General features: G+C 52.5%; 16 protein-coding genes and 1 tRNA gene. All 17 read right to left on the bottom strand.

Annotation, left to right across the window (positions count from 1 at the left end; translation table 11 throughout):
* Position 1 precedes the first annotated feature (1 nt).
* On the bottom strand, positions 2-1,447 hold the full coding sequence (nuoN, locus tag HOJ08_08555) for an NADH-quinone oxidoreductase subunit NuoN (protein MBT5673482.1): 1,446 nt from the start codon (positions 1,445-1,447) through the stop codon (positions 2-4).
* On the bottom strand, positions 1,444-2,973 hold the full coding sequence (locus HOJ08_08550; protein ID MBT5673481.1) for an NADH-quinone oxidoreductase subunit M: 1,530 nt from the start codon (positions 2,971-2,973) through the stop codon (positions 1,444-1,446). Before HOJ08_08550 ends, nuoN begins: the two co-directional genes overlap by 4 nt.
* Positions 2,970-4,904: an NADH-quinone oxidoreductase subunit L gene (gene nuoL / locus HOJ08_08545; GenBank protein MBT5673480.1), complete on the bottom strand. Its 1,935-nt coding sequence runs from the start codon at positions 4,902-4,904 to the stop codon at positions 2,970-2,972. Before nuoL ends, HOJ08_08550 begins: the two co-directional genes overlap by 4 nt.
* 8 nt (positions 4,905-4,912) lie before the next feature.
* Entirely contained in the window at positions 4,913-5,224 is a 312-nt protein-coding gene (gene nuoK / locus HOJ08_08540; GenBank protein MBT5673479.1) for an NADH-quinone oxidoreductase subunit NuoK, read from the bottom strand.
* 1 nt (position 5,225) lies between these two features.
* Complete coding sequence (locus HOJ08_08535) at positions 5,226-5,837, bottom strand: NADH-quinone oxidoreductase subunit J (protein MBT5673478.1); 612 nt, start codon at positions 5,835-5,837, stop codon at positions 5,226-5,228.
* A gap of 11 nt (positions 5,838-5,848) precedes the next feature.
* On the bottom strand, positions 5,849-6,337 hold the full coding sequence (gene nuoI, locus HOJ08_08530) for an NADH-quinone oxidoreductase subunit NuoI (protein ID MBT5673477.1): 489 nt from the start codon (positions 6,335-6,337) through the stop codon (positions 5,849-5,851).
* Between the two features lie 46 nt (positions 6,338-6,383).
* A complete protein-coding gene (gene nuoH / locus HOJ08_08525) occupies positions 6,384-7,394 on the bottom strand; it encodes an NADH-quinone oxidoreductase subunit NuoH (protein ID MBT5673476.1) in 1,011 nt (336 codons plus the stop codon).
* Positions 7,387-9,465, bottom strand: coding sequence for an NADH-quinone oxidoreductase subunit G (locus tag HOJ08_08520; protein MBT5673475.1), 2,079 nt, complete (start codon positions 9,463-9,465; stop codon positions 7,387-7,389). Before HOJ08_08520 ends, nuoH begins: the two co-directional genes overlap by 8 nt.
* 18 nt (positions 9,466-9,483) lie before the next feature.
* Complete coding sequence (gene nuoF / locus HOJ08_08515) at positions 9,484-10,764, bottom strand: NADH-quinone oxidoreductase subunit NuoF (GenBank protein ID MBT5673474.1); 1,281 nt, start codon at positions 10,762-10,764, stop codon at positions 9,484-9,486.
* A complete protein-coding gene (gene nuoE, locus HOJ08_08510) occupies positions 10,764-11,348 on the bottom strand; it encodes an NADH-quinone oxidoreductase subunit NuoE (GenBank protein MBT5673473.1) in 585 nt (194 codons plus the stop codon). The genes nuoF and nuoE overlap by 1 nt, the downstream gene beginning before the upstream one ends.
* Positions 11,345-12,523 carry an NADH-quinone oxidoreductase subunit D gene (locus HOJ08_08505; protein MBT5673472.1) on the bottom strand — a complete coding sequence of 393 codons (1,179 nt, stop codon included), beginning with the start codon at positions 12,521-12,523 and terminating at the stop codon, positions 11,345-11,347. The genes nuoE and HOJ08_08505 overlap by 4 nt, the downstream gene beginning before the upstream one ends.
* On the bottom strand, positions 12,516-13,169 hold the full coding sequence (locus tag HOJ08_08500) for an NADH-quinone oxidoreductase subunit C (GenBank protein ID MBT5673471.1): 654 nt from the start codon (positions 13,167-13,169) through the stop codon (positions 12,516-12,518). The genes HOJ08_08505 and HOJ08_08500 overlap by 8 nt, the downstream gene beginning before the upstream one ends.
* Before the next feature lie 42 nt (positions 13,170-13,211).
* Positions 13,212-13,817, bottom strand: a complete 606-nt coding sequence (locus tag HOJ08_08495) for an NADH-quinone oxidoreductase subunit B (GenBank protein ID MBT5673470.1) — start codon at positions 13,815-13,817, stop codon at positions 13,212-13,214.
* Complete coding sequence (locus tag HOJ08_08490) at positions 13,783-14,148, bottom strand: NADH-quinone oxidoreductase subunit A (GenBank protein MBT5673469.1); 366 nt, start codon at positions 14,146-14,148, stop codon at positions 13,783-13,785. Before HOJ08_08490 ends, HOJ08_08495 begins: the two co-directional genes overlap by 35 nt.
* 175 nt (positions 14,149-14,323) lie before the next feature.
* Positions 14,324-14,400: transfer RNA gene (locus HOJ08_08485), tRNA-Asp, on the bottom strand.
* A 123-nt stretch (positions 14,401-14,523) separates the two neighbouring features.
* Positions 14,524-15,270 carry a hypothetical protein gene (locus HOJ08_08480; GenBank protein MBT5673468.1) on the bottom strand — a complete coding sequence of 249 codons (747 nt, stop codon included), beginning with the start codon at positions 15,268-15,270 and terminating at the stop codon, positions 14,524-14,526.
* Between the two features lie 421 nt (positions 15,271-15,691).
* Positions 15,692-16,849: a cobalamin-independent methionine synthase II family protein gene (locus HOJ08_08475; protein MBT5673467.1), complete on the bottom strand. Its 1,158-nt coding sequence runs from the start codon at positions 16,847-16,849 to the stop codon at positions 15,692-15,694.
* Positions 16,850-16,905: the final 56 nt, after the last annotated feature.

Raw genomic sequence — 16,905 nt, 5'->3', positions numbered from 1 at the left:
GTCAGCCCGGGAACAATGACTTGGCAGCGTACCCTGCGGCTTCCAGAAACGGTGCCGGAAGCAGGAAGAAAAACCCTGTAAAGATGCCCGTGCCCGCTAGAACCAGACCAACTTCGCGCCCAGGGCTGCGATCAAGGGCTTCGGCCGGTTCATCGAAATACATGATTTTGACAATGCGCAGATAATAAAAGGCCGCAACAACCGAGGTCAGGATGCCAACAACGGCCAACCCGTACAGGCCAACCTCAACGGCTGCAAAGAAGACATAGAGTTTTCCAAAGAACCCGGCCAGCGGTGGAATGCCCGCCATTGAAAACATGAATGCCGCCAATGCCAGCGCCATCAGCGGGCGCGACCGCGATAACCCGGCCAGATCATCAATGCTTTCAACCATGGCCCCACGAACGCGCATAGAAAGAATGCAGGCAAAGGTGCCAACGGTCATGGCCAGATAAATTGCCAGATAAATCAACACACCACGGATTCCGGTTTCTGTTCCCGAAGCAACCCCAACCAGCATGTAACCAACATTGGAAATCGATGAATAGGCCATCAGGCGCTTTATGTTGCGCTGGTTGATGGCCGCAAAGGCACCCAACACCATAGACAGGATGGCGATCAGAATGATCACCTGTTGCCAATAGACAACCATGGGACCAAACGCATCCATTAACACGCGAATAAACAGGGCCATTGCGGCAATTTTTGGCCCGACAGCAAAGAATGCGGTAACCGATGTAGGCGCGCCTTCGTAAACATCCGGTGTCCACATATGAAAGGGCACCGCGGAAATTTTGAAAGCCAGCCCACACAGGATAAAGATCAGCCCAACCAGAACGCCTGTGCCCGGGTGTGTGGTCACTGCTTTTGCAATACCGTCAAATGCCGTGGTCCCGGCAAACCCGTAAACCAGTGACGCGCCATAGAGCAACATGCCCGAAGACAATGCGCCCAATACAAAATATTTCAGACCCGCTTCGGTGGAACGCAATGAATCACGGCGAAAGGCCGCCATCACATACAGCGCCAAAGATTGTAATTCCAACCCGATATACAGCGCGATCAAATCATTGGCTGAGACCATCATCATCATGCCAAGGGTCGCAAACAGGATCAGCACCGGATATTCAAACCGGTTCATGTCTTCTTTTTCGACATAGGCCAGCGATAACATCAACGTCAGGCCCGTGCCAACAAGAATAAGAACCTTGGTAAAGCGCGCGAATGAATCAGCGACAAACAAACCATTAAAGGCACTTTCAGGCCCCGATGCGGTGCCCGCCACGACGGCAATGGCCACAACAGAGACCACCACAGCAAACCAGCCGATCAAGCGCGTGGAACCATTGCCCCGGAACACACCGATCATCAATAAAGAAATGGCTGAGATCGCCACAAAAATTTCTGGCAACGCGGCAACCATTTCCGTGAAAGACCAAGTGGTCATGGCGTTACCCCCGTTAGCATCGCTTTGCCGCCAGTAGCCGCTGCCTTCAGGGCGGCGGCATAATTATCTGTCAAATTCTGTGCCGAGACATGGATCACATCAAGGAAGGAAGATGGATAAATACCCATCCACAGAACCACCAGAACCAGCGGTATAAAGATCGCCAATTCCCTGCGATCAAGATCAAGAATATTTTTCAGGTTGTCTTTGGTCAGTTCGCCAAAGATCACCCGGCGATACAGCCACAGCATGTAGGCCGCGCCCAAGATAACCCCGGTGGACGCCAATGCCGCCACCCAGGAACTGACCTGAAAAACGCCAACCAGCACAAGAATTTCACCAACAAACCCCGATGTCCCCGGCAGGCCAACACTGGCCAGCATGAACACCATGAACACAACCGCATAAAGCGGCATGCGATGCACCAACCCGCCATAGGTATCAATGCGCCTTGAATGCATGCGGTCATAAACCACACCCACACACAGGAACAGCGCAGCGGAGACAATGCCGTGGCTGAGCATCTGGAAGATCGCGCCTTCGACGCCCTGGACGTTGAAGGTGAAAATGCCAAGGGTCACAAAGCCCATATGGGCCACCGATGAATAAGCGATCAGCTTCTTCATGTCTTCCTGGGCCAATGCCACCAGAGATGTGTAAATAATTGCAATCACCGACAAGGTGAAAATCAGCGGGGTAAAGTATTCAGATGCCAACGGCATCATGGGCAGCGAAAAGCGCAAGAAGCCATAGCCCCCCATTTTCAACAACACGCCCGCCAGAATAACCGAGCCCGCCGTTGGTGCCTCCACATGGGCGTCCGGCAGCCAGGTATGAACTGGCCACATGGGTACTTTCACGGCAAAGGATGCAAAGAACGCCAGCCACAGCCAAAGCTGCATATCACGGGGGAAAACTGTTTTCATCAGGGTCGGGATATCCATGGTACCGGCGGTAAAGTAAATCGCCATGATCGCCACCAACATCAGCACAGAACCCGTCAGGGTATAGAGGAAGAATTTAAAGGCCGAATACACCCGGCGTTCCCCACCCCAGATGCCGATGATCAAGAACATCGGGATCAAAACACCTTCGAAGAAGATATAGAACAGCACCAGATCCAGCGCCGAAAACATCCCGATCATCAGGGTTTCCAGCACCAAAAATGCCATCATGTATTCTTTCACCCGGACCGTGATTGCTTTCCAGCTGGCCAACACACAAATCGGTGTCAGGAATGCCGACAACACGACAAAGAACACAGATATGCCATCAACCCCCAAATGATAGGAAATGTTGAATGCCGGCAGCCAGTCCGCATGCTCTTCCAACTGGAAGGCTGCTGATTTTGGATCGAACTGTGCCCAAACCATCACCGCCAACACCATGGTGATCAGCGATGTCCAGAGCGCAACGTTGCGGGCATTGCGCGCAACAACGGCTTCATCGCCCCGGATCAGGAAAATAAATGCAGCACCGATCAACGGTACAAACGTGGTCAGAGAAAGAAGCGGCCAATTGCTCATGATGCGCCTCCCTTAAACAGGAAGAGTGTCACAAGAGCCGCAATGCCAATCAACATGGCAAAGGCATAGTGATAAACATAGCCAGATTGCAACCTGGATGCCCGTTTGGCCAATGAAAGCGTTGCCCGGGCAAGACCATCTGGCCCCACCCCATCAATCAACGATCCGTCACCACCCAGCCACAGGCTGCGGCCAATGCGTTTTGCCGGATTGACGAAGATGCGATCGTACAATTCGTCGAAATACCATTTATTGAGCAAGAATAAATACGTTCCCTGAAAGGTTGCCGCTAGACGTTTGGGCAATTCAGGATTGCGAATATAAAAGACCCAGGCCACCAGAATGCCCGTAAAGGCAACGGCTATGGGCAACACCTTGACCCAAAGCGCCACGTGATGGGCATCGGCCAGTGCAGTGTGGGATTTCGCCACAAACAGGGATGCACCCCAGAATGCGGCTTGTCCTTCTCCGGTCAGCAAGCCCGAAAGGACCGCGCCCGAAAACACCGCACCGATGGCCAACACAATCATCGGACCAGTCATGGAATAAGGTGATTCATGAACATGGGCCAAAACCTTTTCATCGGCCCGTGATGTTCCGTGGAAGGTCATGAACAGCAAACGCCATGAATAAAATGCCGTCAATGCCGCTGCAAGGACCCCCATCCAGAACGCATATTGTCCTGCCATGGTGCCCGCGGCAAAGGCTGATTCGATAATCAGGTCTTTGGAATAATAGCCCGCAAAGAAGGGCACCCCGGCCAATGCCAGCGACCCAATCCACATCAACCCATAAGTCAGCGGAATTTGCCGCCAGATGCCGCCCATCTTACGCATGTCCTGTTCATCAGACATGGCGTGGATCACAGAGCCCGCGCCCAAGAACAACAAGGCCTTGAAAAAGGCATGGGTTGTGAGGTGGAACATGGCTGCCGAATACGCTGAAACACCGGCTGCGAAGAACATGTAGCCCAACTGTGAACAGGTGGAATAGGCAATCACGCGTTTGATATCGTTTTGCACCAGACCAACAGATGCCGCAAAGATCGCCGTTGTTGCACCAACAATGGTAACCACCGCCAACGCTGTTTCAGAATATTCAAACATCGGCGACAACCGGCACACCATGAACACCCCGGCGGTAACCATGGTTGCCGCATGGATCAGGGCCGACACTGGCGTTGGGCCTTCCATGGCATCGGGCAGCCACGTGTGCAGCCCCAACTGGGCCGATTTACCCATGGCACCGATAAACAACAACAAACAAAGGGTCGTGATGATGTTCGCTTCCATGCCCAAAAATACAAAGGTCTTGCTGGCCATGGCCGGAACGGATTGGAACACGGTATCGAATGACACCGCATTGAACACCATAAACACCCCGAATATGCCAAGGGCAAAGCCAAAATCACCAACGCGGTTGACCAAAAAGGCCTTAATCGCGGCGGCATTGGCACTGGGCTTGTCATACCAGAACCCGATCAACAGATAGGATGCAAGGCCAACGCCTTCCCAACCAAAGAACATCTGGACGAAGTTATTGGACGTCACCAGCATCAACATAAAGAAGGTAAACAGCGACAAATAGCTGAAGAACCGCGCGATGGATTTGTCGTGGGCCATGTAGCCAAAGGAATAAACGTGGACCATGCCCGAAACCACAGTGACCACCACACACATCAACGATGACAGCGTATCAAACCGCAACGCCCAGCTAACTTCAAACGTGCCGGAAGTGATCCAACGCAGCACTTCGATATCACGGGGTTGGCCGCCGATGCCCACCTGGACAAATGCAATCACAGCAAACACGCCCGACAGCAGCAATGCGCCGGTGGTGATCAGGCGCGCTGGCCCGTCACCAATCAGGCGGCCAAACAGGCCAGCGATTAACGCGCCAACAAGTGGCAAAAAGACAATGGCCGAATACATGCGCGCGCTTACCCCTTAAGCCTGTTGATGTCCTCAACCGCGATGGAACCACGGTTGCGGAAGTAAACGACAATGATGGCAAGACCGATGGCTGCTTCTGCAGCCGCCACCGTCAAGATGAACATGGCAAAGACCTGTCCCACCAAATCACCAAGATTGGCAGAAAATGCCACCAGATTAATATTGACCGCCAAAAGCATCAATTCCACAGACATCAAAATGATGATGACGTTCTTTCGATTGAGGAAAATGCCAAACACCCCAAGGGTGAACAGCACAGCGGCAACAACCAGATAATGGGCAAGGGTGATGGTAAACATGTTAAATCCCCTTCCCTTTTTCGACGTCGCGCAGTTCCACCGCATCATCGCGTGATCTTGCCACCTGATCGGAAATCACCTGGCGGCGCACCCCGGGGCGTGCGCGGAGCGTCAACACAATGGCGCCAATCATGGCCACCAGCAAAATCAAGCCAGATGCCTGAAACAGGTAAAAATATTTGGTGTAAAGCAACTGGCCCAAAGCTTCGGTGTTGGTGGTGTCGGTCAAGGCCGGGGTCTTCGCCGCAATCAACCCGCCCGCTTCCGGGGCGCTGTGCCAGGCGGCAATGACAAAGACCAATTCCGCCATCAAAATCAGGCCGATCAATCCACCAATGGGCAGGTATTGCAAAAAGCCTTCGCGCAATGCCGCAAAGTTAATGTCCAACATCATCACGACAAACATAAACAGAACCGCCACCGCGCCGACATAAACAATCACCAAAATGAAGGCCAGAAATTCTGCCCCCAACAGGATAAACAACCCTGCAGCATTAAAGAATGTCAGGATCAGGAACAACACGGAATGAACCGGGTTGCGCGCAGCAATCACCATCACACCGGATGCAATGGCCGTTGCAGCAAACATATAAAAAGCGAGTGCGGTCAAAATCATCTAGCGGCCTACCGGTACCTGGATTCGGCGTCTAAACGATGGGCAATTTCATTTTCCCAACGGTCGCCGTTATCCAAAAGTTTATTCTTGTCGTAAAGTAGTTCTTCGTGGGTTTCTGTTGCGAATTCAAAATTCGGCCCTTCCACGATGGCGTCCACCGGGCAGGCTTCTTCACATAATCCGCAATAAATGCATTTTGTCATGTCGATGTCATAGCGCGTGGTGCGTCTGGACCCATCATCGCGCGGCTCGGCCTCAATGGTGATGGCCTGGGCCGGACAGATGGCTTCGCACAGCTTGCACGCAATGCAGCGTTCTTCGCCATTGGGATAGCGCCTAAGGGCATGTTCGCCCCGAAAGCGCGTCGACAGCACGCCCTTTTCATAAGGGTAGTTGATCGTCACCTTGCGCTTGAAAAAATAACGCAATGTCAGCCACATCCCGGAAATAATTTCCCGCAGACCAAACGCCTTGATTGCGCGGACAATTACCGACATGGCGCTCTCCTGTCCAAACGAACTGCGTGTTTGATCATCAAACCCCTCATTTTGGTACCCATCCGAACGCGACCAGCACACCTGCGGTGATCACCACCCAAATCAACGACAAGGGCAAAAATATTTTCCAGCCCAACCGCATCAATTGGTCATAGCGATACCGGGGGAAGGTTGCGCGCACCCATAAAAACAGGAACAAGACGAAACAGATTTTGCCCACGAACCAAAGTGGCCCCGGCACCAGATTAAAGGGTGCGATGTCCACCGGCGGCAACCAGCCGCCCAGGAACAAAATAACCGTCATCGCGCTCATCAAAATCATGTTCGCGTATTCACCGAGGAAGAACATGGCAAAGGTCATGGATGAATATTCGACGTTGTACCCTGATACCAGTTCCGCTTCGGCTTCGGGCAAATCAAACGGCGAACGATTGGTTTCAGCCAGCGTGGAGATAAAGAACACCACAAACATCGGGAACAGCGGAATGGCAAACCACATGCCTTGTTGGGCCATCACAATCTTTGAAAGGTTCAGCGACCCAACACACAACAAGACGGTGACGATCACCAGCCCCATGGAAATTTCGTAAGACACCATTTGTGCCGCAGACCGCAGCGCGCCCAAAAAGGCATATTTGGAATTGGAGGCCCAACCCGCCATCAAGATGCCGTAAACCCCAAGAGACGAAATGGCGAACAGGTACAAAATACCCACATTGATATCGGCCAGAACCATGCCCGCATCAAACGGGATCACCGCCCAGGCAACCATGGACAGGCTGAACGTCACCACCGGTGCCAATATAAAGACAACCTTGTTGGCCGATGATGGGATCACCGTTTCCTTGACGAATAATTTCAGGCCATCGGCCAAAGGCTGCAACAACCCCAAAGGCCCAACCACATTGGGGCCCTTGCGCAATTGCATGGCGGCAATCACCTTGCGCTCAAAATAAGTCAGATACGCAACCGCCACCAACAACGGCACCAAAATCGCCAAAATCTTGGCGACAATAATAATGCCCGGCAGCATATACAGGGTCCAGAGCTCAGCCATCGGTCCCCGTCTTTGTCTTTTTAGCCGAAAGCAATTCGGTGCATTGCGCCATGGTGATGGAAGAACGGCTGATGGGGTCCGTCATATAGAAATTATCAACCGGGATTGCAAAATCATCATTGTTCATAGAGCTCTCTGGGGAACCGGCTGTGCCAAACGCGTCCCAAGGTGCTGCAACAATCTCATCAATGGTTTCAAACACCGGATTGACCAAAGCCATATTAGCCCGCACGTCATCGATGGAATTATACGGCAAGGTTTTCCCGATGGTTTCTGAAAAGGCCCGAAGAATTTTCCAGTCTTCTTTGGCATCCCCCAATGGGGCGTGGGCCATGCGGGCACGCTGCACGCGGCCTTCGGTATTCACATAGGTGGCATCTTTTTCGGTATAAGCCGCACCCGGCAAAACAACGTCAGCGCGGTGCGCGCCGTTATCGCCATGATGGCCCTGATACACGACGAAGGCCTTGCCCAAACCATTCATATCAATTTCATCGGCACCCAAAAGCCAAACCAGTTTGATGTCGCCCGCACCAGCTCCGTCAACAATTCCGGCAACATCACGGCCATTTTCTCCCGGCACCAGACCAATATCCAACCCGCCAACGCGACTGGCGGCATTTTGCAACAGATTGAACCCGTTCCAACCGTCTTTGATGCACCCGAATTTTTCAGCCAATTTATGGGCTGTCGCCAAAACCGCCGCACCATCATCGCGGGCCACCATACCGGCACCCAGAATGATCATGGGCTTTTCAGCACTTTCCAGAACCTTTGAAAAATCATGCTTGCCATCAAGGATCGATGACAAGGCTTCGGGCCCTGCCCCTAGATGTTCGGCACCATAGGTCGCATCCTTTGTGGGCTTCCTGATAATTCCGATATCAAAGCCACCTGCCAACCAACGCCTGCGCAATCGCGCATTGATGATGGCGGCTTCGGTGCGGGGATTGGCACCAATGATCAAACAGGCATCGGCATCATCGATGCCGGAAATGGTCGAATTGAACAGCCATGATGCACGGCCGTCATACCCCAGCTTTGAGCCGTCTTGGCGGCAATCAACATTGGGAGAACCCAGTGCTGCCATCAGGTCTTTCAGGCCCAACATGGATTCGCAATCGGCAAGATCACCGGCAATGGCCGCAATCTTTGATCCATCAAGACCCTTCATGGCCCCGGCAATAGCAGCGAAAGCGTCATCCCAAGAGGCTGGCACCAATTTTCCGTCGCGCCTGACATAAGGCGTATCCAGACGCTGGCGACGCAATCCGTCATAGGCAAACCGAGTTTTATCGGAAATCCATTCTTCGTTGATGTCTTCGTTCAAGCGCGGCAAAACACGCAAGACTTCTGTGCCCCGGCAATCAACCCGAATGTTGGACCCCACCGCATCCATGACATCGATGGTTTCGCATTTGCGCAATTCCCATGACCGCGCCTTGAAAGCAAACGGCTTTGACGTCAATGCCCCAACCGGGCAAAGATCAATCATATTGCCAGACATTTCAGAGCTAACGGCCTTGCCAACGGTGGCGCTGATTTCGGTATCTTCGCCACGACCCAACGCACCCAGTTCTTCGACACCGGCAACCTCGGAGGCAAACCGCACACACCGGGTGCAATGAATGCACCGCGTCATCTGGGTCTTGATCAGGGGACCAAAATCCTTGTTGGATACCGCGCGTTTGTTTTCAGAAAACCGTGAGTGATCAGATCCGTAGAACATCGCCTGGTCCTGCAAATCACATTCGCCGCCCTGATCACAAATCGGGCAATCAAGGGGATGGTTGATCAACAACATTTCCATCACACCGCGTCGGGCCTTTTTCACCATTTCGCTGTCGGTCTTGACCGCCATGCCTTCACCAACCGGCATGGCACAAGACGCCGCCGGCTTTGGTGGGCCAGGAGAAATTTCAACCAGACACATGCGGCAATTGCCCGCAATGGAAAGACGGTCGTGATAGCAGAAGCGCGGAATTTCGATTCCAGCATCTTCACAGGCCTGCAGCACCGTTGTGCCGGGCTCGACCTCGTATTCTTTACCGTCGATGGTCAGTTTAGGCATCTTTAATCCCGCATCCCTTTAAGCTGCCGCGCCAGCGCGCGCATTGATACGACGTTCAATCTCTGGCCGAAAATGACGAACCAATCCCTGAATGGGCCAAGCCGCCGCATCGCCAAGGGCACAAATGGTGTGGCCCTCAATCTCTTTGGTAACCTCTAGCAACAGGTCAATTTCTTCGACCCGCGCTTCACCGGTTACCAAGCGTTCCATCACCCGCCACATCCAACCCGTACCTTCACGGCACGGTGTGCATTGGCCACAGCTTTCGTGTTTGTAGAATTTCGACAATCTTGCAATGGCCCGGACAATATCGGTGGATTGATCCATGACAATGACCCCCGCCGTGCCCAATCCCGATTGGGCTTCTTTCAGGGCATCAAAATCCATTTTAACCGTTTCACAGATTGATTTGGGCAGCACCGGCACCGAAGACCCACCGGGGATCACGGCCAATAAATTATCCCAACCGCCGCGCACACCGCCTGCGTGTTTTTCGATCAATTCCTTTAGGGGAATGCCCATTTCTTCTTCAACGTTGCAGGGTTCGTTCACATGGCCGGAAATACAGAACACTTTGGTGCCCGTATTATTCGGCCTGCCAAAGCCCGCAAACCATGATGCGCCCCGGCGTAAAATAGTCGGTGCCACAGCAATCGTTTCAACATTATTCACGGTCGTAGGACAGCCATAAAGCCCAGCCCCTGCAGGGAACGGTGGTTTAAGACGGGGTTGGCCCTTGCGCCCTTCAAGGCTTTCCAACAGGGCCGTTTCTTCGCCACAGATATAGGCACCGGCACCGCGATGGATGTAAAAATCAAAATCATAGCCTGACCCACAGGCATTCTTGCCTATCAACCCGGCCTCATATGCTTCATCGACGGCCGTTTGAAGATTTTCGGCCTCCCGGTAAAATTCACCCCGGATATAGATGTAAGCCGCATGGGCATTCATGGCAAAGGACGCCAACAATGCGCCTTCAACCAATTTATGGGGATCATTGCGCATCATGTCCCGGTCTTTGCAGGTTCCGGGCTCACCTTCATCGGCATTGATCACCAGATAATTGGGACGACCATCTTTTGATTCTTTTGGCATGAACGACCATTTGACCCCGGCCGGGAACCCTGCCCCGCCGCGACCGCGCAGGCCGGATTCTTTCATCTCGTTGATGATCCAATCAGAGCCCTTGGCCAAAATTTCCTTGGTGCCATCCCAATCGCCACGGGACTGTGCACCGGCAAGGCGAAAATCCTTGTGCCCGTAAAGATTGGTGAAGATACGATCCTGGTCAGCCAGCATCACGCGTCTCCCTTCAAGGATGTAAGGCCTGAAATTGGCTCAGACCCTTCACGGCCCGATTGCGGCCCGGGTTTTGATGTGTCCCCGGCCTTGATGGCCCGCAGCAATGCCTTGGCACTGTCAGGGGTTAAATCTTCGTAATAATCATCGCCAATCTGGAGCATGGGTGCATTGACACAGGCCCCCAGACATTCGACTTCGCGCAAGGTGAATTCGCCATCACCCGTGGTTTCACCAAGGCCGATATTCAATTCTTCTTCGCATGCCGTGACAATATCGGCAGAACCCCGCAACCAGCACGGGGTCGTGGTGCAAACATTGACGCAGGTTTTACCCACCGGTTCCAAATTATACATGGTGTAAAAGCTTGCCACTTCCCACACCCGGATTTCAGCCATGTCCAGCATTTCGGCAACATATTCCACCGCAGCACCGGGCAACCATCCACCGTTTTGTCGTTGGGCCAGATCAAGCAATGGCAAAACGGCACTGGCCTGGCGGCCTTCGGGATATTTGGCAATGAAGGCTTTTGCTTTTTCTGCATGTTCTGCATCAAAAGAAAATGTTTCGGGCTGGGTGTTCATCGATCTATTTCTCCGAACACAATATCTAGGGAACCAATAATCGACACCACGTCAGCCAGCATGTGGCCCTTTGATAGGAATTCCAAACCCTGAAGATGGGCAAACCCTGGTGCCCGAATTTTGCAGCGATACGGCCGGTTGGACCCATCGGATACCAGATAGACGCCAAACTCACCCTTGGGCGCTTCGACCGCAGAATAAGCCTCACCTTCAGGCACATGATAGCCTTCGGTAAACAGCTTGAAATGATGGATCAAGGCTTCCATGGAATGTTTCATTTCCGCACGCGAGGGAGGCGTGATTTTTTGATCATCGACCATCACCGGGCCACCGGGCATATCGGCAATACATTGGCGAATAATTTTGATGCTTTCGCGCATTTCATCCATGCGCACCAGATAACGGGCGTAACAATCCCCGGTCTTGCCCACAGGCACCGCAAAATCAACCCGGTCATAGACATCATAGGGCTGGGATTTACGCAAATCCCATGGCGTGTCTGAACCGCGCAGCATTGGACCGGTAAAGCCCCAATCAATGGCATCGCGGGCTGACACCACGCCGATATCCACTGTTCGCTGTTTGAAGATGCGGTTATCGGTCAACAACCCTTCGACATCATCCAAATGGGCAGGGAAACCATCACAGAATGTCAGGATGTCTTCGACCAAACCTTCGGGCAGATCAACATGCACACCGCCCGGGCGGAAATAGGCAGAATGCAGCCGCGCGCCAGATGTGCGTTCATAAAATTCCATCAGCTTTTCGCGCTCTTCAAAACCCCAGAGCAGCGGCGTCATGGCACCAACATCCAGTGCCATGGTGGTGATGTTCAAAATGTGATTCAAGATGCGGCTGATTTCCGCAAACATGACCCGAATATATTGCGCGCGCAGTGGCGGCGTGATGCCCAAAAGTTTTTCGACCGCCAACGCATAGGCATGTTCCTGAGACATCGGGGCCACATAATCCAGACGATCAAAATACGGCACCGCCTGAAGGTAGTTTTTGTATTCAATCAGCTTTTCTGTGCCGCGATGCAAAAGCCCGATATGCGGATCGGCCCGCTCCACCACTTCACCATCCATTTCAAGCACCAGACGCAAAACGCCATGGGCCGCTGGATGCTGAGGACCAAAATTGATGGAATAATTCTGGATCTGGGTTTCAGCCATCGGTGCCTTCCCCCTTTTCTTCTTCTTTTTGTTCTTTTTCTTCTGCGTCGCGCACGGACTGTGCCCCTTCCCATGGGCTCAGGAAATCAAAATTGCGAAATTCCTGGGTCAACTTGACCGGTTCATAAACCACCCGCTTTTGATCATCGTCGTAACGCACCTCGACATAGCCCGACAGGGGGAAATCTTTGCGTAAGGGATGGCCTTCGAAACCATAATCTGTCAGCAATCGGCGCAGATCGGGATGGCCGGAAAACAGAATGCCATACATGTCCCATGCTTCGCGTTCCCACCAACCAGCAGCGGAAAACACGCCCGTCACCGAAGGAATGGGGGTGTTTTCATCGACCCGGGCACGGACCCGGACGCGGTGGTTTTGGCGCAGGCTAAGCAGGTGATAGACCACATCAAACCGCTTTTCGCGTTCTGGATAATCAACCCCGCAAACATCCATCAATTGATGCAGCTGGCAATTGGTATCATCGCGCAGCGTTGTCAGAACCTTGACGATGGCAGCAGAATCCCGAATGGTCACGGTCAGTTCACCATAGGCCACAGCGACACTTTCTATGTCGCCCGCCAGAATATCCTCGATGTATTCACCGAGTTCCTTCAAGGCTTCTAATTGTTGCGCGTCTTGGTTCATTAAACTTTTCTGATAATCCTGATTGGCATCAAGGCTTTTGCCTTAACGCATGATGGTTCCGGTTCGACGGATTTTTTTCTGTAATTGCAAAATGCCGTAAAGCAGCGCTTCGGCTGTGGGCGGACACCCCGGCACATAGATATCAACCGGCACAATCCGATCACACCCGCGCACCACGGAATAAGAATAGTGATAATAACCACCCCCATTGGCACAAGACCCCATGGAAATAACCCAGCGCGGTTCCGCCATTTGGTCGTAAACGCGGCGAAGGGCCGGAGCCATTTTGTTGGTCAGGGTGCCAGCGACAATCATGACATCGGATTGGCGGGGGCTGGGGCGAAAGACAATGCCAAACCGATCGACATCATAACGGCTGGCTGCGGTTTGCATCATTTCTACGGCGCAACACGCCAGACCAAAGGTCATGGGCCACAGCGATCCGGTCCGCGCCCAATTCACCAAAGAATCAAGACTGGCAACGACAAAGCCCTTGTCCTGCATTTGCTGGGCAACACCCTTCATAATCTGGTCCTGTGCAGGACCTGGGGGCAAGCCGCCTGATTGGGTTTCATTGGTCACGGTCATCAACCTTTTCGCAAACGATGCGGGATTACTCCCACTCAAGCGCGCCCTTCTTCCATTCATAGACAAAACCGATGGTCAACACCCCAAGGAAAATCATCATGGACCAAAAACCAAACAGCCCAATATCCCCAAGGGCCACGGCCCATGGAAACAGGAAGGCAACTTCAAGGTCAAAAATGATAAACAGGATGGCAACCAGATAGAACCGGACATCAAACCGGCCACGGGCATCATCAAAGGGATCAAAGCCGCATTCATATGCGCTGAGTTTGTCTTGATCGGGGCGTTGCTGGGCGACGATAAAAGACGCGACAACCATGGTGACAGCAAGACCAACGGCAATGCCCAGAAAAATCAAAATGGGCAGATATTGCACCAGAAGTTCCTGCATCACACCGTCCGTTTAGCGTTTATTTTCTTTTTAAAAACCACTGCCACGATTGCCCCCATAACAAGAGGCCGTGATAGCGCTAGACTATAAACTCAGGCCTTAAGAATAAAAGCAAAGATTGCCTGTATTCGGCCCTGCCGGACCCAGAAAAGGTACAGGCAGGATATTGAAAAAGTGGCGGGAGTGACGGGACTCGAACCCGCGACCTCTGGCGTGACAGGCCAGCGCTCTAACCAGCTGAGCTACACCCCCAATATGATCCGATCACCAACTGAAACCATGACCGAATTTGAGAACCGTGGTGTAGCCGGACGACAAGGGGCTGTCAACAAGTGAACGGGGCTAAATGGCTCTATTTTCAAGAATTTTTCAGCCCTAGCGGCGAGAGACAACAAAACACTTCGATCCATTGTTTTTCAGATCAACGCAAAGACTTTTGGCCTTACTATCATCGACAAAGGGGCCAAGCTGAGAACGATAAAAAATTCCACGGGGGCCGAGCTTGATTTCATTGACCATAACCGAATGTTCACGGGCCAACTTTGGATGATTGCTATTAAATTGCCGAACAAAATTTTCGGCCCGGATTTCTGTTCTGAAAGAGCCAAACGTGACCCATGACCCGGAATTTGTGGCGGTAGATGTCCTTGCAACGACGGGGTCCGGCTTTGCCACAGCTTTCGCAACAGTTATAGGAGGTGCCTTTACGGGTGCTGGCTTTGCGGCCTTTTGTTCAAATTTTTCCGTGGGAAGAGGCTTGGGTAAAGGCTTTGCCTCGGCTTTGGGGGGATTTTTCTTCATCAATTGCTTCAACAGCGCTGACCGTTTCAGGGCCTTGGCCTGCGCTGCCGCTTTGCGCGCCTGCTGATCTTCCTTGGATTCAAGACATTTGAACCAATACCCGCCTCTTTGCTGTGCCGACAGCAAGATTTCACGGTCATAACCGGCGCATGCTTTGGTGGCAATATTGATGGCTTCTTCGTGGGTGTTGGCCTCAACCACCACTTGGTGCTTATTGGAAATAACCGTTTGGGGCGCACAACCAACAAGCAATGCGGCCATCACACAGACCGGCCCAATGCCAGCCAATTTAAGCAACGATGTTTTTTCAATACCAACCATAATAATCCCTCCTATGGGAATAACCGGCTTATGCAAGCCAGCCCCCACCTAATAAGATGTCCGGACGATAGCGTGAGATAATATGATTAAAAATGTATTAAAATTAATAGGATACAGAAATATTCTAATGCTTTATCGAAGAAAAATATGGGTCAGGGAACCCGGGGTCTATCCCGCCGGCTTTGATCAAGCCCAAGCCCCATGAGGTGACCAAATTGTGCTAATAACTGGTCAATATCGCTCGAAGGCAGGGCCGGTTTCAGAAGAGAGGCGATATTGGCTTCCAGATGATCCAGGTTGCCTGTCCCAAACAGGACCACATCGGCGCCAGTTTCATGATGGGCAAACCGATACGCGGCATCTAAAAGACTGTCCGCCCCAGTGTGATGAAGTCCATGGTTTTTCTCTTTTAAAGGGGTTATTACCCCCATATTGCACGTGCTGTCTCTGTGATGACCTCGAATTTCTGCCATTGCTGGTCTTCTTCGATTGCGACCTTACGGTATCCCCCAAAACCGCATTGTGGACTTAACGCCAGATTGTCGAGCGGCAAGTAGGCTGCGGCCTCATGGATACGCTGCTGCAAGTCATCGGATCGCTCTATGTCCGGGCTCTTGGTGGTGACCAGCCCCAGCACCGCGACCTTGTCTTTAGGCACGAAGCGCAACGGCGCAAAGTCTCCGGCGCGCTCGCTATCGTATTCAAGCAGCAACCGATCGTGCTTAAGCTCTGAGAACAATTGTTCTGCGATGGCGTCATAATGGCCTTCGCGGTGCCATTGGGGGGCTACTTTTCCAGTTTCAGGGTCCAGCGTACGGGCACCGCCACGACAAACGTGAAGCCCAAAGACCACGCCCTCAAATCCGGCAATAACGGCGTTATCAGCAGCGATGGAGCGCGCCATGCGCTTTTCCGGGTCTTCTCCCCTCGACCGCATTTCTGCGATGGATACGTCGTCAACATAAGACGTGTAACCGGGCGCATCGATTTGAATATAGCGGCACCCCGCCGCAATGAGTTCGCCAATCATGGTGCGTTCGATCGCAACGACATCGGCAATGAACGCATCAACATCTTCATAGACCGTGTCACTTTGGTCAAACTGATCGGCAATTCGGTCTGCACTCAGCAAGGTGACCTTGATCGGGCACGTAGCGGTCACCGCGCTCAGGCGGAACTCCTCAAGCGGCACATTTTGTTTGAGATACAATTTTTCCGTCACGGACCAACGGTTGTGACCAGACGATACGGTCCGGCTGTATGGCTGCCCGCTCACGTTCTCGCCAGGCCCCTTTGCCAAGGGCCGCGAAAATCCACCCACGGCGGCGTTGAAGCTGTCTTGAAAGTTGCGCCGGCGCAATTCACCATCGGTGACCACCGACAAACCGATTTCTTCTTGTTTACGGATAATATTGGCAATCGCTGCTTCACGGGCGGCGATGAAATCTTCTTCAGAGACATCCCCTCTTTCCCGCTTTTCAAACAGGTCCCGAAGCGGGGCAGGTGCTCGTAGCGCACCGACATGATCGACACGCAATTTCTTTATATTTTCAACGCTTATTGCACCATTTTTGGCCATGTCACGATTCCGTAGAACACAGGGTTTATCCGTTTATAAAAAATTGCCAGTCGCTT

The sequence above is a fragment of the Rhodospirillales bacterium genome, from assembly GCA_018666775.1.
Lineage (GTDB): Bacteria > Pseudomonadota > Alphaproteobacteria > SMXQ01 > SMXQ01 > JABIXC01.
The sequence above is the reverse complement of the archived record's forward strand: the minus strand, read 5'-3'. Positions and strand labels throughout refer to the sequence as shown.

What these genes read in the sequence shown, in the direction of transcription:
- nuoN (MBT5673482.1), bottom strand. Translation starts at nt 1,447, where the DNA reads ATGACCACTTGGTCTTTCACGGAAATGGTTGCCGCGTTGCCAGAAATT.
- HOJ08_08550 (MBT5673481.1), bottom strand. Translation starts at nt 2,973, where the DNA reads ATGAGCAATTGGCCGCTTCTTTCTCTGACCACGTTTGTACCGTTGATC.
- nuoL (MBT5673480.1), bottom strand. Translation starts at nt 4,904, where the DNA reads ATGTATTCGGCCATTGTCTTTTTGCCACTTGTTGGCGCGTTAATCGCT.
- nuoK (MBT5673479.1), bottom strand. Translation starts at nt 5,224, where the DNA reads ATGTTTACCATCACCCTTGCCCATTATCTGGTTGTTGCCGCTGTGCTG.
- nuoI (MBT5673477.1), bottom strand. Translation starts at nt 6,337, where the DNA reads ATGTCGGTAATTGTCCGCGCAATCAAGGCGTTTGGTCTGCGGGAAATT.
- nuoH (MBT5673476.1), bottom strand. Translation starts at nt 7,394, where the DNA reads ATGGCTGAGCTCTGGACCCTGTATATGCTGCCGGGCATTATTATTGTC.
- HOJ08_08520 (MBT5673475.1), bottom strand. Translation starts at nt 9,465, where the DNA reads ATGCCTAAACTGACCATCGACGGTAAAGAATACGAGGTCGAGCCCGGC.
- nuoF (MBT5673474.1), bottom strand. Translation starts at nt 10,764, where the DNA reads ATGCTGGCTGACCAGGATCGTATCTTCACCAATCTTTACGGGCACAAG.
- nuoE (MBT5673473.1), bottom strand. Translation starts at nt 11,348, where the DNA reads ATGAACACCCAGCCCGAAACATTTTCTTTTGATGCAGAACATGCAGAA.
- HOJ08_08505 (MBT5673472.1), bottom strand. Translation starts at nt 12,523, where the DNA reads ATGGCTGAAACCCAGATCCAGAATTATTCCATCAATTTTGGTCCTCAG.
- HOJ08_08500 (MBT5673471.1), bottom strand. Translation starts at nt 13,169, where the DNA reads ATGAACCAAGACGCGCAACAATTAGAAGCCTTGAAGGAACTCGGTGAA.
- HOJ08_08495 (MBT5673470.1), bottom strand. Translation starts at nt 13,817, where the DNA reads ATGAATGGAAGAAGGGCGCGCTTGAGTGGGAGTAATCCCGCATCGTTT.
- HOJ08_08490 (MBT5673469.1), bottom strand. Translation starts at nt 14,148, where the DNA reads ATGCAGGAACTTCTGGTGCAATATCTGCCCATTTTGATTTTTCTGGGC.
- HOJ08_08480 (MBT5673468.1), bottom strand. Translation starts at nt 15,270, where the DNA reads ATGGTTGGTATTGAAAAAACATCGTTGCTTAAATTGGCTGGCATTGGG.
- HOJ08_08475 (MBT5673467.1), bottom strand. Translation starts at nt 16,849, where the DNA reads ATGGCCAAAAATGGTGCAATAAGCGTTGAAAATATAAAGAAATTGCGT.